Consider the following 13,970-nt stretch of genomic DNA (forward strand, 5'->3'; position numbering starts at 1 on the left):
ATTATAAAGAATACATAGGAAATCCAACAATTAAGTCCTTATTCTACGGTGGTGGCACACCTAACATTCTTTCAATCAAACAATTGGAAAAAATACAAAATAAACTCCATAAAGAATTTACAGACTGGTCAAGTGATGTATTATAAAGAATACATAGGAAATCCAACAATTAAGTCCTTATTCTACGGTGGTGGCACACCTAACATTCTTTCAATCAAACAATTGGAAAAAATACAAAATAAACTCCATAAAGAATTTACAGACTGGTCAAGTGATGTAGAATCTTGCATAGAATGTTCTCCAGATAAATTAAATAACGATTATGTTAAAGCACTTAAAGAAATTGGGTTTGATAGGGTTAGTATTGGCGTACAAACATTTTTACAAGAGGAGTCTAATTTAATAAACCGTAAATACGAGAGTAGTAAAGTTTATGAAGTTTACAATCTCTTAAAGGAACATGGATTGAACGTGAATATGGATTTGATTTATGGATTGCCTTCACAAACGGAAGAAACCATACAGAAAAATCTTGAAGAAGTGGTTAAATGCTCCCCTGAAACAATAACTATATATCCATTAGCTATACGTAAACTAACTGGTATGGAGAAGTATGGAGATTCGGAGTTAATGAGCATGAAAGAGAAATACTTCCTTTACGAACCTATAAGAAAATTTTTGGAGGATTCAGGTTATATGTGCCAAACAATTGTTAGATATGTAAAAACTGAAACTTCCACGTATCAACAACAAAGAATGGAGTTTCAAGGAGTACCTACATTAGGTATTGGAGCTGGTTCTAGAAGCTATGCACCTGATGTCCATTATTGTTTGCCTTATAAGGTTCAAGGGAAGTACGTTAACGAAATTGTAGAAAATTATATTACTTGTGATTTCAAGGATGTTGTTTACGATGGCTTTTTATTTAATGAGGAAGAGAAAAAAAGGAAGTTTGTTCTACTTTCATTGTTAGATCCTGGTTTAGACACGAGTCAGTATCAATTAACTTTTAACGAATCCATAGAAGTTAAATTTAACGATGAGCTCCAGGCATTGAAAGAAAATGAACTTATTGAATCTAAAGATGGGGTATTTTTTACGCTTACCCGTAAAGGTAGAAAATACAGTGATATTGCAGTACATATTTTCGAAAGCGAAAACGTTAAAAATCTTTATGATACATTTATTCATGAATAGGGGGTAATCCTATTGGCAATAAACTCACAATCAAATACAAAGGGCATATTATTTGCAATTCTATCTGTTGCTTTAACAGCAATATGGTACCCGGCTATTAAGATTGGATTGAAAGAAATTTCTCCCATTCAGGCAGCTGCGATTGAGACTCTTGTTTCGTTAATTACTGCAATAGTCGTTTTAAAACTATCCAAACAAAAGTTTACAACGTCGAAATTGAAACCACTTATCGTTATTTCAGTTATAAATGCTTTTGCTACGATATGTCTCTACCTTAGTTTATATTTACTTGACCCTGTTATGTCTTCGCTGCTTGGAAGAAACTACGTGCTTTTTGCTCTGATGATCTCTTTCTTTTTTCTCAAAGAAAAAGTTTCTATAGCTCAATGGGGGCTAATGCTTGTTTCAGTAGCAGGGGGGTTCTTGTTTGTATATAGTGAAGTTAGAGATTTTAATCTTATAGGTATACTTTTTGTACTAGGTAATACTTTGTTTTTTGCAATTGGAAATGCGATCTCCAAAAAATACTGTTCGTCTGTAAATCCATCTGTCACTTTATTCTATATTAAGCTAATCTCATTGTTGCCTATTATTTTAATTGGAACATCGATCGAAAATTTTCGTTTTTTCAAAGTTACTCCTTATGAATTTATATTTATTGCTGCAGTGTCTATCGTTTCTTCATTTCTAGGTGTTAAATTTTTTTACAAGGCTTTGGCAGTATCTAGTTTCGCTTATGTGAATACCATTCGTTCTATGGGACCAATTTTCGTCTTCGTGTATTCACTTCCTTTCTTTCCAATTGATTTAAGCTTGCTCAATGCTATTGGCGGGGTTTCAGTTGTCATTTGTATAGCACTTTTAAGTTATGTGGATTATCGGAAATCCAAGATGCAGCCCAAGAATAGTTTGCCAATAAACAGTAAGGAAATTAAAGGGATCTCCAAAGAATATTAATGTTCTGAAGTGAAAAAATGAAGAAAACGAAAGGTGGATTTTCATTCTGTCCGTGAGGGATGTTGTTTATTGTAAAAGAAAGAGCCTGCATTCAAAGACAGTATTGCAAAATGGAGGAGGGAAGTCAGCTGATCTGTGAGCGACACGACACGATTCGGTCGGTCCGATGCAATAGCTGTTGTAAAATGCGAGGATAACATGATTATTACAGCTGCATTTAAAGAAGGAGGTGACGCTGCACCTCCTTCTTTGTTAGAAAATTTCGAAACATACATAATGCAAATCAGCATTTAATATTAGCCTAAGGTTTATTAAGATACTTCTCCGATACTGTTGAACAAATTGCAAATATTGCGGATGTTCCTATAAAAAATGAATAAAGCAAAATCGCAAATTCCGAATAGAAAAATTCTCGTCTTCCTAGATACCCAAAACCACCAAAGATAAAAGGCACCATTATGGCGGAAAACAGGCTAAACACTACTAACACAGCAATCTTTAAAATTGTACTTGTTGCGATTGAACGAAACTTGAAAAATCGGAGAAACAAATTTATTACATAGTAAATCGGAAGATCAAAGAAAATAAAAAAGATAGTAATCCATGGGTAAAGTAAATCAATTTCGCTATTTTTAGGTATGGCAAATAGATGCATCGATGCTTTGTAAAAGATAACTCCAGAAAGGTAGCTTACACCAACAATTAACGTGTGTATCAGAAACCCTTTCATTCATATTGACTCCTTTTACCGAAACCTTTTTGTGATACCTTTAATTTAAATACATATAATTCCATGAATCCCATATTACCATGAATGAGACAGTCAATGAAGTGCAGGCAGTAATTAGAAAGTTGGGAGATAGTTATGAAGAAGATTGTAGGAGTTACATTTGCAGCTTCAGTGCTTGTATGCTTAGTGGTCGGCTCATTATTTCTGTTAAATAAATCGGATAATCCAACTAATAAATTTTTATTACCAAATGATTATGCAGGATGGGTAGAGGTAACTTTCGACCAAGTAGATTCCACATCATTAAAACATGAAGGAAATACTATTATTTTGGAAGTTCCTTCATCCGGAATAATAAAGACTTCAAGTACAAACGTAACGGGTCCTATGAGATTCTATTATGTTGATGAAAAGGGTACTCAAAAGGAAGTTTCTACTAATGTGGAAATGATTCATGGTGTCTCTACTACCTCCGGAACAGTAGGAAAGGCAGATGGCAAATCAGAAAATATAGCAGAAAAACTTAGCTTTTATGTAGGTACAAAAGAACAGTGGGATCAAGTAAGACCTTCCAAAGAACTATAAGTCATGCATCTTAACTAAAGTAAGGAGGAGCCCTCAGGGGCTCCYTTCTCATAGCTGAGGTTTTCCATAGTGTTAAGAGAAAGAGTATGTTAAGGTATCTGTAGTCTGTTAAAGATTAAGTATGGCATCATAGTACCGCGGGTATTTAATGGCACTGAATTCAGATGGAGGAATAACATTGAACAACAATCTTGAGAGGTACAAGCAATATAGACAAACACAAGTCAAACTACATACAAAAATTTTGGATGATTACATTGATGAAGTTAATTTCAAGCAGGCCGGTCATACTCTGGGTATTCTTAATAATCGGAATCAAGTGGTCATGGAACATGAGACTGAGTATGATGCTCTATATGACTTTAACATTTATGAAAGATTGCGTGCTGGCAAGAGTTCATTATCTCTTTTTGCAGAGAACTATTCCCCCGAGGATCAGATAGAAAACGAATTGATAGCATCAATGCTGCAGTCAAAGGCTTCTTTATACGAGGTCATACACGTCGATAAGACGGAAGGAGTGCTTGTGCTAAAAGACATTTTGAGTGATCTAAACGAGCTTATTAAAATCATTGATATTAGTTTGAGCAGTAACACTATAAGCAATCCCCTTCTCTATACACGAGTGCTCAATCTTGAGGGAATGAGCATGACATCTGGCTTAGGTTTTGTTTTTTCCATTGACCATAAAGACTATATTTTGAATCGAAGTCGGAAAATGATTAAGAAGATGAAAAGCGGGGATACCTCGCTGAACAACTTTATCACCTATTTTCATTTGAATCGTTCGGACGGTTTTTCTATGAGGTTTGAGGATGTAAAGTGAATTGAAAGAGAAAGGAGCAGCCATCAAAGGTCTGCTTCTTTTTTTTCGCTAACTGAGTCTCATATTTACGAAGCAAATAAAGACTCTCTTTTAAGTAGTCTGCTTCTTCTGTTGTTAGGTACTCTTTGGTCCCAGTCAGAAATGCAACATTGTCTAGCTGTATGTTTATCTTTAATTCTCTACCGATAAGTGAATCCAAACTTACCTCAAAAAAATCAGCAAATGCAATTAGCGTAACAAAATCAGGTTCACGGGTCCCTTGTTCATAATTTGTGATTTGTCCACGTGATAGGTTCATCAGCGATGTAAGTTCATACTGACTAATATTTAAATAGCAAGACACATTATGTGTCTGTTTTTTGGCTAGATTTATAGAGAATTTATCTTCATAGCATTTATTAAGAAATTAAACAATTAACAGACACAAAAGGTGTCCATTTCCCTTGGAGTTGAAATGATTTATCTTAAGTAATGCATTTGAGAATATATATAAGGCGATCACATGCAAGAAATCTAAACCAAATACCAAGAAACCCTTCAAGAAGAGACCATACTAACCCAAAGAATCAGCCTCTGCAAAGAATTCATCGACATCATTTTTGATTAGTATGAAGATCCATTGCTTTGTGCTGAGCCAGAGGGTAGCCATCTGGAACATTCATAGCAAGTTCTTCGGCCGTTATAGCTTCATGTGCATTAGCAATCTTAATGCTGAACTAAAAGAAACCTTACTTCGCCTAAATGACTCCAACCTGCAGACGGGAGGGCGCATCGTCTTAGACTGGCTTTGCAGGATCTCTGGACGACTCCGCATATTTTAGCGGATGTGTTCTGCGCGAATGGCTCGGAGGGGCAACCTGCTCAAAGCTTGCTCCCATGGTACGTTTGGCCAAGACGATTAAACAACATGAAGAGGGCATTTTACGGTGGTTCCACAGCCGAATGACGAACGGTTTGCTCGAACCATCGATAAAAAGAATTAAATTTTTAATAAAATATTGTAATTCTAGTTGTAATATATGATGCCTAAACACCTTTATTAGTGAAGTAGGATGAAACTACTATGCTAAAGAGGTTAGGACGGGCCTCTAATAGCATTGCCGCCCATTCATCCATCACTTCAAAATTATATATTTGGAGGATGGTATTATAATGGCTAATATTGTAGAAGTTCGGGTGGCTTGCTTCATTGATGATCCATGGATTTTATTTGGAACTGATGCAGTATCTGGTAGACAAACTTGGTTTGAAGGTAATAGTCGAGGGTTTACTTACTTTACCGAAAATCAACTGAGTTTATTTAAAATGGCACAGCACGTTGTTGTGAACTTCGGAAGTCAAACTGTCAATGTATATAATCAAGTAGGACCAACAAGAAAAAAAGTTACAGAGTCAAATGGAACAGTGGTGAGTCTTACGGCGGGTTCAACAAACACTAATAGTATGCAATATACTACTAGTATCAATAGTTCTGAAGCAAATATTTGGTTACGTGGGGCCTCGGCGAACCCACAGGTTAATTTATCTCCTGATATTGATTGGGATTATAATGTGAAAGTTAAAAGTAATGGTGAGGTAACAGTTCAAGGACACCATGATGGATACCCTAACCATGAAATTTATAAACGTATTGATGGAGGAAGCCCCGTAACCATTTTAAATTTTAATAAGCAAACACTTGCTTCATTATTCCCGCCTATGGAGCACAGTATTAATAAAACTGTATAAAGGCCTATTCCTCTCTTTAATAAGTACACTGTTACCCATAGTCTGGACACTTTGAAAATGTGTTCAGTCTGTGGGTACTTTTTTTTATATAGTAGTGTAATCACCGGAGGGGATTACAGCTATTTCGAGCTGATTAAAGAGACGTAGGTCAGGGATTAGGACGCATGACTCGCTATCTTTAAAATTACTTTACGTATCCCGCTCAGGTTACTAAAGCTACATACAAGTCGTAGATAGCCGTAAAGAGCGGTCTCTTTCGGATGTCAAAGCTGGATAACTGATCAAGAAAGCCTTTCATAAAAAGTGTTTTTAAAAGGGTTCTCGTTCAATTAAGATGACGCTTGAGAACGAGTTTGGAGTGATTTACAACCTGAAGAGAGTCCGCAGGTTTATGAAGAAATTTGACCTCTTTTGTCTAAATAGAAAATCAAATCCCTACAAACGTATGGCTTCCCTTATGGCCGCTCAGAGGCGGCTTATTTATCGACCATACTTAGATGCCTCAACAGGAGAAATCCTCTCATACAACCTATCTAATCTTCTTACATTGGACATTGCTACAGACACAATTGACACCTACTTAAAGCATCGACGGCTGAAGCTGTACTAGAATTTATTTATCCATTCAGATCAAGGGAGTCATTATACGAGCCCCAAATACCAAGAACTTTTAAAACAAGAAGGGTTAGGGCAATCCATGTCTAGACGAGGGAATTGCTGGGGCAATGCGCCACAGGAATCGTTTTTCGGCCACATGAAGGATCATTTTGACCAATCGTTATTATTCAACATTTGGAGAATTACAACGAAAGATCATCGTTATATTCGTTACTACAGCAATCATCGGTATCAGTGGGAATAAAAAAAGATGACCCTGTGCAATACAGGAATCATCTATTGCTAGCCGCCTAGAGATACTAGGCTTTTTCAAGTGTCCTTGACAAAGGGGCCAGATCAAAGAGAAGATAGGCCTTTTATATTTTAATTTGGAATTTTTTAATAAATAAACCTTTATAAGTATGTTATAATAAATATGGAAAAGAAAGGAGTGTATTCACAGATGTCTAAACCTAAATATCAGCGATTCTTATTTGGATTTTTCACTGGCCTTTTTTTAAGTTTCATTTTCGGTTTTCTTATAGCTATTATTGTTGCATCTACAACTGGGGAGTCAGGGAGTAGTGAATTAGTTCAAGATTGGCTCTGGTTTACATTTACATTGTGTATACCTTTAAGTATTAGTGTTGGTATTTCCTGTTACTTTTCATTTTATAAAAATGTTAGTCGTATAAGATACTGGGTTATCTCTGCTATTCTTGGACTTGTGAATGTTTTATACATGGGAACAATTGGTGCAATAGTTATTAATGGAGTAAAATTTGGTTATTCCAATATAAATATTAATGGTTATTTGCAATGGGGTCCTATTTATGCCCTTATATTCTTGCCAATTTCTACTTTTATTATAGGAATGCTCCTTAAAGGTTTACAAAAATCAGTAAAGGATGTCTCTTAAAATTAAAGTCTTTCCACCAAAGCAGAATATGAGATTAGCAAAAGAGTCCCTTTTAGGAACTCTTTTTACGTTCCGTAATCCAACTAATAAATTTTTATTACCAAATAATTATACAGGATGGGTAGAGGTAACTCTCAACCAAGTAGAATCCACATCTTTAAAACATGAAAGAAATACTATTATTTTTGAAGTTCCTCAATCCGGCAAAATAAAGACTTCAAGTAAAAAAAGTAACGGGTCCTATGAGGTTTTATTATGTTGATGAGAAGGGCACACAAAAAGAAATTCCTACTAATGTGGATTTGATTCATGGTGTGTCTACTACCTCCGGAACAATAGGAAAGACAGATGGCAAATCAGAAGATATAACATAAAAACTTAGTTTTTATGTAGGTACAAAAGAACAGTGGGATCAAGTAAGACCTTCCAAAGAACCATAAGTCCTGCATCTTAACTAAAGTAAAAAGGAGCCCTCAGGGGCTCCTTTTTCATATCCAACTGTAAACAGCCCACACTTGCCACATGCTTCAGATTAAATCAACCTACTCATTAGTCCTTTGATATTTTCTTAATTAGTTCTGCAACTGTCTGATCGATTCTATCTAACCGCTTCTGTACATTAAGCAATACAAAAAAAGTCACAGCGATAGGAAAACCTAGGTCAGTTACGATTTTAACGATTTGACTGACATCTAAAATTGTAGTATCCAATGTCTCTAACCTCCTTTTCTTACTAGTAAAAATGCTATTAGATTAACAACTATAAAAAATTCATAAAGAAAACCTTAATTTACGTCCGATAGACATTTTACGACGTATATATGTTGTAAAAAATGTATTTATTTTACTTACTAAGTAAAGGGAGAAGTAGAGGGGGGGATGGTGAGTGGTAAATGAGTTTCCATTAATAGAACAATGCCGGCAAGTGTTAAGAAGATTTGCTTGGCGAATGCAGTATAGGGCTCGAAAACAGAAGAATCATGAACTTTTATCGATAGACCTTAATTATGCCGGAAAAACGGAGGGGACCCTGAATATTTACATTGTTGAGTTAATACAAAGCATCCAATCCAAGAAGGGGCGCTACATTATTAAAAGGATTTACATAGATGGTTTGAATGAAAGAGAGGTAGCTAACGAGCTTCAAATATCTCAACAGGCGGTGAGAAAATGGAAAAAGAAAGGATTGGAGACCATGAGAAGGCAAGGGTTTTAGAAGATTTGCTACAAAAGGCTCAGGGTGGTGATAAAGGAAGTATCGAGATCATCTTGCAATATTTTGAGGAGGAAATTATATACCTGGCTAAATTTATTAAGATGCCAAAAGAGGATGCAATACAGACCTTGAAGCTGGAGTTGATTGAATATATCTTTCAAAAGGACAAGCAGAAGACAAGTAAGTTCGCGGAGAAGAAAGAGGGGGAAGAATAATACTAACGCGGATTAGGATGATAGGAGCAACCATTAGATGGTATGCTTCTTTTTTATTAATGTAAATATAAAATCAGTCTTTTCTTATCTATAAAGTTGCGAAGGGCTTTTGATGCTTTTATTAAATTTCGACAAAGTCAGAGGGAAACTCTTGATTTTGACGAAGTCATTAGAGATTACATAAAAAACAATTCTACCCCAAAGCTTCCCGCATTATATATAATTTCAGCAAACAATGTTTCCACACCTTACGGCAGAAAGGAAACCGCAATGGAAATTTACTTTACCGTAAAAAGCATCGGTAAAAGAAAGCCCTTCTTAACAAAAAAGGAACACATCCTCTCCTACGTACCAGCTACTCTGAAAGAGTTAATTACCGAAATCGTCGCTCATCACGTCCGAGAATACAACGAACGAAATGAGGAAAGCCAGCTCATAGCATTTTTAACAGAAGAAGAAATTAGCACGAAAGCGACCCTGGGAAAAGTAGGATTCGGCTCCAAGTACGATGATAGACAGGCGAACGAAGAAGCATCCATCCAAACTGCTCTTGTGGCTTTCGAGGATGGGCTGTATAAGGTGTTTTTGCGTGAAGAAGAAGTATTGGAGCTGAGTTCGAAGATTGACATTCAGGATGGGGATGACATCGCATTCATTAAATTCACGATGTTAGCCGGCCGACTATGGTAATAGAGGAGGGAATTTAATTGCTATCGTTTCAAAGGGAAGATGAAGCAGCTAAGCAGCTGGAACAATTGATATTTGAGAAATTGGAAAAAGAGCCTCGAGAAAGACGTTTGAACGTTCAAGAGATTGGAGTACTCCTTGACCAAATTCATGAGCAAAGTACGGAGGATTCCTATTTTGCCCCATTTATTTCTCTCATAAAGCAAAAGGCTGGTGGCTATCCGGCTGAGATCATGCGGTATTTAACCACACATATAACCGAGTACCCATACAGTATCGGTATGTACGTAGACCTTTTCGGACGAAGAACCCACGCGTTCATTTAGAAAGTATGGTGCGCAAGTTTTTTGCTCTCTATGATCTCACTAGTAACAACTTCTCGCTGATAGAGTACCTCACGACATCGGTTAAACAAACCGACAACTCGATGATTTCTTATGTGCTTGCCTATGAACTAGACCAAAACAATCGTGAAGTGTTTAATGCCCTTAAGGAAATTTTGTTCGGAGATAACAACACGGCCCTTCTGAATCGGGCTATGATTCGAGGTATCTTTTTCTGCCATCAAGAAGAGGCTTATCAAATGCTCGGCCAGATGCTAATCGCTGCGCGGCTGCAGGAAGGCCTGAGGCAAAGTATTGTTGAATCCATGGATGAAGGCACGATTGAGGCCTTTACGTATTTCCTTAAAATCATTATCGATAATGAATTCATCCGATACAGCTCCGTCATTCGGGCACTGGATGTATGGACGGGCCTTGCGCTTGAAGCGGCTAATACCAGGGTCGTCAAGCAATGCATCGAGTATGCGTACAGCTGTTTGAACGATGACGGTCTTTGTCGTGAGTGGTCGGAAAGTAATGATGTTCATAAGCTGTATTTCTCCCTATTGGCTACGGCTGTCAGGGAAGAGGACCGACTCCATGACCTATTCCAGTTCATTATGGAAAATGGGGCAACGTACCAAAAAATCGTAGTTCAATATTTCCTGACACAAAGTCAGAATAACGAGCTTCGTTTTTCCCTTTCCGTTCCTTATATAGCGCAATCCGATTTGGAGCTGCAGTCGCTTGTCATTGCCAATTACGTGTATAAGTGGTCGAGCATTTGGCGAGGTCATCCGGATTATGGAACCATCAAGAACAAACCTATCATCGAACGAGTCGCCATACTAGAAAGGAAAGAGGAGAGGGTCCGGCAATTCGAACTTTTTAAAACGATGCTAGTCCAAATGCCGAAGCTGGAGATGGCGGAAAAGTCAAAAGTCTTTGACTGGATGACGTATTCCCACTCCACCGATGCAATCGCCAATAAGATGCTGTATATCACGGCTTATGATCTGGACCCTGATTTCATCGCTCAGGTGATTGCCCTTAAGGATCGAGTTAGTCCCGATCTACGTAGTGCGTTGATCCGGTCCTTTACGAGCGATGTAACAAATCCCGTTCAGAGGCAGCTTCTCTTTGATTCCTTATCCGACAAAAGTATATCCAACCGCGAAGCGGCGTTAACTAGAATTAATGAAATGAAGATTACTCCGCTGGATGCCGAAATGATTCAGGGACTGTTGAAATTAAAGACCGGCGCCATTCGGCAAAGCGCCATCAAGATTCTGCTAAAGCAGGACCTAGATCAGCTTGACCATTCTATTGAAACGCTTATCGAGAGCCCAGTGGAGCTGCAACGTTTAGGCGCTTTGGAGATGCTCTGTGTTTTGAAGGAAGATGACCAGCTGGTTACACAGTTTGAACGGGTGAAGCCTCACCTTGCATCCATTAAGGAGCCTTCGGATAAAGAGCGTTTGCTGGTCGATCGTTTGCAGCAGAAGGAGCAGAAGGGCATCCACAACGGATTCGGTTTATTTAATCCAAATAGGCAGCAGGAGCTTCACGAGCTTCCGGACTATTCGGGTGTCCATGTAAAAGACTTCTTTGAGATGTCGATCACAAAAATTAAGGCATTTCTACAAGGCTTATCTGACTTGGTCCATACGCATCGGGACTATGAATATACTTCCGAAAGGTACGCTGGCAGTAAGGAGAACTATCTGCTGGGGGCAAGGTTGGATCGTCTAAAGGGATACCAGAAGCAAGAACATGAGAAAACGCATTTAGAAGGTTATCCGCTAGCGGAAGTATGGGAGCGCTACTTACAAGAGAGTGGGCACACGCCACAAGAGCTCACTCAGATCGCTTTTTATTTCGCTTCGGAACCCCTGTATAAGTACTTTTCGGATAAACTGACAAGCTGGGAAATAAATCGTTATAAGCCCTTGGGGGATTGGGGAAAAAAATGGTTGTCGGAGTTGTACCCGACGGAAGCGATTATTGCTTTCTTTGAATTTATTCAGGACCTGCCGTATCTCCCACATACTCGGCAAATCCTATTAGCATATTTCCATGACAGCAGTAAGGAAGAACGGTTTTCTATGTCCAGTAAAATCCTAAATAAAATCATCTGCGCTTTACAGGAGATGGAGCTGGAGGAAAATTCGAAAGCATGGTCAACCCTTTCTTCCCCATGGAGCTCTTGGTGTCGCAGTCTCGCCTATGACGATCACTCCTTTCTCGAGTATTTCGCGATGACTCTGAATCTTGATAGGTTAACTCATTATGAAGATTTTCACCCGGAGCTCAAGGAATTTGTTCGAGCGCATGATTTGGGCCTCATCGATGATGAAGAACTATATAAAGAAATCATGACCCGAAAACGTAGGAGCCAGCAGCACATTCGAACGATCACTGAGAAGAGGATTGACTTCGTGAAGGAAAATCCCTCGATATTTCGGTTTAAGGAGAAGGTCCTCTCCGTAATTCTGGAATTGGAACTGAATCGTGGCGATTTACCAACGGATGTATCCGACCTTGCAATGGGTATCCGTTATTATGAGGGGATGGAATATTTCATTGCGATTTTATCAGGCCTCGATCAGGATGCGTTTGTGCGTGGCTATATTTACGGCAATCGGACTAAGAAGGAAGCACTTAGCCATCTCCTTCGCGTCTGTCATCCGAAAGAAGGCGACGATGCTCAGAAGCTCGCAGAAATGCTGAAGGGAAAAAACATTTCCGAAAAGCGGCTGCTGGAGGCGGCGATGTACGCCCCACAGTGGATCGAGCTTGTTTCCGAGCATTTGAAGTGGAACGGGCTGCGAAGCGCTGCGTGGTATTTTCACGCCCACGTCAATGATAGCTTCTCCGCAGAGAAGGAAACGATAGTCGCCCACTATTCACCGATTTCGCCGGTGCAATTCAACGATGGGGCCTTAGACGTCAACTGGTTCACGGAAGCATATCGGGAGTTAGGCGAGAAGCGATTCACTGTACTGTATCAATGTGCCAAATATATCTCCGCGGGAGCCAATCACCGCAGGTCACAGCTGTTCGCAGATGCTGTACTTGGCAAACTGAACTGAATGAAATCCGGGCATCTGTGGAGGCCAAGCGGAATAAAGATCATCTGCTTAGTTACAGCTTAATTCCTATCGGTCAAGATCGCGACCGTGATGTGCTCACAAGATATGAATATATTCAGCAGTTCCTCAAGGAGAGTAAGAAGTTCGGGGCGCAGCGCAGTGCAAGCGAAGCAAAAGCTGCGGCCATTGCCCTTGATAATTTGTCTCGAAATGCAGGGTACCAAGATGTGATTCGTCTCAAATGGGATATGGAAGCGCGGAAGATGGAAGAAATTCTACATCTTCTTGAGCCGGTAGTGATTGACGATATTGAAGTGAAGCTTGTTATTGATGAGTCCGGCCGGGCTGATATTGAGGTGGCTAAGCCAGGCAAAATACTGAAATCCTTGCCATCCAAGTACAACAAGCATCCTTATATCATTTCCTTGAAAGAATCGGTCTCCAGCTTAAGGGATCAATATAAGCGGGCGAAGAGCGAGTTTGAGAAATGTATGGAATCTGAAAGCACCTTTACGTTTAAAGAGCTTTCGAGTTTGTTGAAGAATCCTACAATCGCTCCTCTTCTTCAAACACTTGTCTTTAAAACCGGAGATCGGCTCGGATTCTATGAAGAAGGTCAATTAGTTGGCGTGACTGGCGGAGGAGCTTACCCTTTGTCCACGGAAGATACTCTATGCATTGCGCACCCGTTTCATTTGTATAAAAGCGGGGAGTGGAGCTTATACCAGAAGTCACTTTTCGATCGGCAGTTGAAACAGCCTTTCAAACAAGTATTCAGAGAACTATATTTGCCCAATAAAGATGAGTTTGAGAGCGGTTCAGTTACGAGACGGTACGCCGGCCATCAAATTCAGCCAAAGCGGGCCGCCGCTCTGCTGAAAACTCGGCTTTGGACAGT

At 39.0% G+C, this 13,970-nt stretch carries 16 protein-coding genes and 2 pseudogenes; 15 read left to right on the forward strand and 3 right to left on the reverse strand.

Annotation, left to right across the window (positions count from 1 at the left end; translation table 11 throughout):
- Nucleotides 1-135: 135 nt before the first annotated feature.
- Complete coding sequence (locus tag AC1DUA_RS04315; RefSeq protein ID WP_477498556.1) at nucleotides 136-1,197, forward strand: radical SAM protein; 1,062 nt, start codon at nucleotides 136-138, stop codon at nucleotides 1,195-1,197.
- Between the two features lie 12 nt (nucleotides 1,198-1,209).
- Complete coding sequence (locus AC1DUA_RS04320; protein WP_477498557.1) at nucleotides 1,210-2,154, forward strand: DMT family transporter; 945 nt, start codon at nucleotides 1,210-1,212, stop codon at nucleotides 2,152-2,154.
- Between the two features lie 301 nt (nucleotides 2,155-2,455).
- Here the strand turns inward: AC1DUA_RS04320 and AC1DUA_RS04325 are convergent, their stop codons facing one another.
- On the reverse strand, nucleotides 2,456-2,884 hold the full coding sequence (locus AC1DUA_RS04325; protein ID WP_477498558.1) for a hypothetical protein: 429 nt from the start codon (nucleotides 2,882-2,884) through the stop codon (nucleotides 2,456-2,458).
- A 135-nt stretch (nucleotides 2,885-3,019) separates the two neighbouring features.
- On the opposite strand from AC1DUA_RS04325, the gene AC1DUA_RS04330 reads away from it, so the two are divergent.
- Nucleotides 3,020-3,469 carry a DUF6843 domain-containing protein gene (locus tag AC1DUA_RS04330; RefSeq protein WP_477498559.1) on the forward strand — a complete coding sequence of 150 codons (450 nt, stop codon included), beginning with the start codon at nucleotides 3,020-3,022 and terminating at the stop codon, nucleotides 3,467-3,469.
- Nucleotides 3,470-3,647: 178 nt separating this feature from the next.
- Entirely contained in the window at nucleotides 3,648-4,295 is a 648-nt protein-coding gene (locus AC1DUA_RS04335) for a DUF7986 domain-containing protein (RefSeq protein ID WP_477498560.1), read from the forward strand.
- Here the strand turns inward: AC1DUA_RS04335 and AC1DUA_RS04340 are convergent.
- Nucleotides 4,270-4,638: a helix-turn-helix domain-containing protein gene (locus tag AC1DUA_RS04340; RefSeq protein WP_477498561.1), complete on the reverse strand. Its 369-nt coding sequence runs from the start codon at nucleotides 4,636-4,638 to the stop codon at nucleotides 4,270-4,272. The two genes, AC1DUA_RS04335 and AC1DUA_RS04340, sit on opposite strands and share 26 nt — an antisense overlap.
- 488 nt (nucleotides 4,639-5,126) lie before the next feature.
- Between AC1DUA_RS04340 and AC1DUA_RS04345 the strand changes: the two genes are divergently transcribed.
- The 5 genes and pseudogenes from AC1DUA_RS04345 to AC1DUA_RS04365 all read left to right on the forward strand — a co-directional run bounded on the left by AC1DUA_RS04345 (nucleotide 5,127) and on the right by AC1DUA_RS04365 (nucleotide 7,801).
- Nucleotides 5,127-5,318, forward strand: coding sequence for a transposase (locus tag AC1DUA_RS04345; protein WP_477498569.1), 192 nt, complete (start codon nucleotides 5,127-5,129; stop codon nucleotides 5,316-5,318).
- Between the two features lie 129 nt (nucleotides 5,319-5,447).
- A complete protein-coding gene (locus tag AC1DUA_RS04350) occupies nucleotides 5,448-6,023 on the forward strand; it encodes a DUF3238 domain-containing protein (RefSeq protein ID WP_477498562.1) in 576 nt (191 codons plus the stop codon).
- A gap of 313 nt (nucleotides 6,024-6,336) precedes the next feature.
- Nucleotides 6,337-6,790: pseudogene (locus tag AC1DUA_RS04355) on the forward strand (DDE-type integrase/transposase/recombinase); the annotation flags it as partial.
- A 293-nt stretch (nucleotides 6,791-7,083) separates the two neighbouring features.
- A complete protein-coding gene (locus AC1DUA_RS04360; protein ID WP_477498563.1) occupies nucleotides 7,084-7,539 on the forward strand; it encodes a hypothetical protein in 456 nt (151 codons plus the stop codon).
- Between the two features lie 28 nt (nucleotides 7,540-7,567).
- The gene (locus AC1DUA_RS04365) at nucleotides 7,568-7,801 is read left to right on the forward strand and encodes a DUF6843 domain-containing protein (protein WP_477498564.1); all 234 of its coding nucleotides are present in this window, start codon (nucleotides 7,568-7,570) and stop codon (nucleotides 7,799-7,801) included.
- A 287-nt stretch (nucleotides 7,802-8,088) separates the two neighbouring features.
- On the opposite strand, the gene AC1DUA_RS04370 is transcribed toward AC1DUA_RS04365, so the two are convergent.
- On the reverse strand, nucleotides 8,089-8,250 hold the full coding sequence (locus AC1DUA_RS04370) for a YvrJ family protein (protein WP_477498565.1): 162 nt from the start codon (nucleotides 8,248-8,250) through the stop codon (nucleotides 8,089-8,091).
- A 238-nt stretch (nucleotides 8,251-8,488) separates the two neighbouring features.
- Here AC1DUA_RS04370 and AC1DUA_RS04375 point away from each other — a divergent pair, with 238 nt between their 5' ends.
- The 6 genes and pseudogenes from AC1DUA_RS04375 to AC1DUA_RS04400 form a co-directional block, all read left to right on the forward strand.
- Nucleotides 8,489-8,755 carry a sigma factor-like helix-turn-helix DNA-binding protein gene (locus AC1DUA_RS04375; protein WP_477498570.1) on the forward strand — a complete coding sequence of 89 codons (267 nt, stop codon included), beginning with the start codon at nucleotides 8,489-8,491 and terminating at the stop codon, nucleotides 8,753-8,755.
- Nucleotides 8,710-8,970, forward strand: coding sequence for a helix-turn-helix domain-containing protein (locus AC1DUA_RS04380; RefSeq protein ID WP_477498566.1), 261 nt, complete (start codon nucleotides 8,710-8,712; stop codon nucleotides 8,968-8,970). The genes AC1DUA_RS04375 and AC1DUA_RS04380 overlap by 46 nt, the downstream gene beginning before the upstream one ends.
- Nucleotides 8,971-9,240: 270 nt before the next feature.
- On the forward strand, nucleotides 9,241-9,660 hold the full coding sequence (locus tag AC1DUA_RS04385; protein WP_477498567.1) for a hypothetical protein: 420 nt from the start codon (nucleotides 9,241-9,243) through the stop codon (nucleotides 9,658-9,660).
- Nucleotides 9,661-9,677: 17 nt separating this feature from the next.
- Nucleotides 9,678-9,983 carry a hypothetical protein gene (locus tag AC1DUA_RS04390; RefSeq protein ID WP_477498568.1) on the forward strand — a complete coding sequence of 102 codons (306 nt, stop codon included), beginning with the start codon at nucleotides 9,678-9,680 and terminating at the stop codon, nucleotides 9,981-9,983.
- Nucleotides 9,926-13,263, forward strand: a pseudogene (locus AC1DUA_RS04395) (DUF5724 domain-containing protein); the annotation flags it as partial. The gene AC1DUA_RS04390 and the pseudogene AC1DUA_RS04395, both read left to right, overlap by 58 nt.
- A 72-nt stretch (nucleotides 13,264-13,335) precedes the next feature.
- Nucleotides 13,336-13,970: DUF4132 domain-containing protein (locus tag AC1DUA_RS04400; RefSeq protein WP_477498571.1), on the forward strand; the 635-nt coding region annotated here is incomplete at its 3' end.

This window comes from Paenibacillus sp. 01T422 (assembly GCF_056398785.1).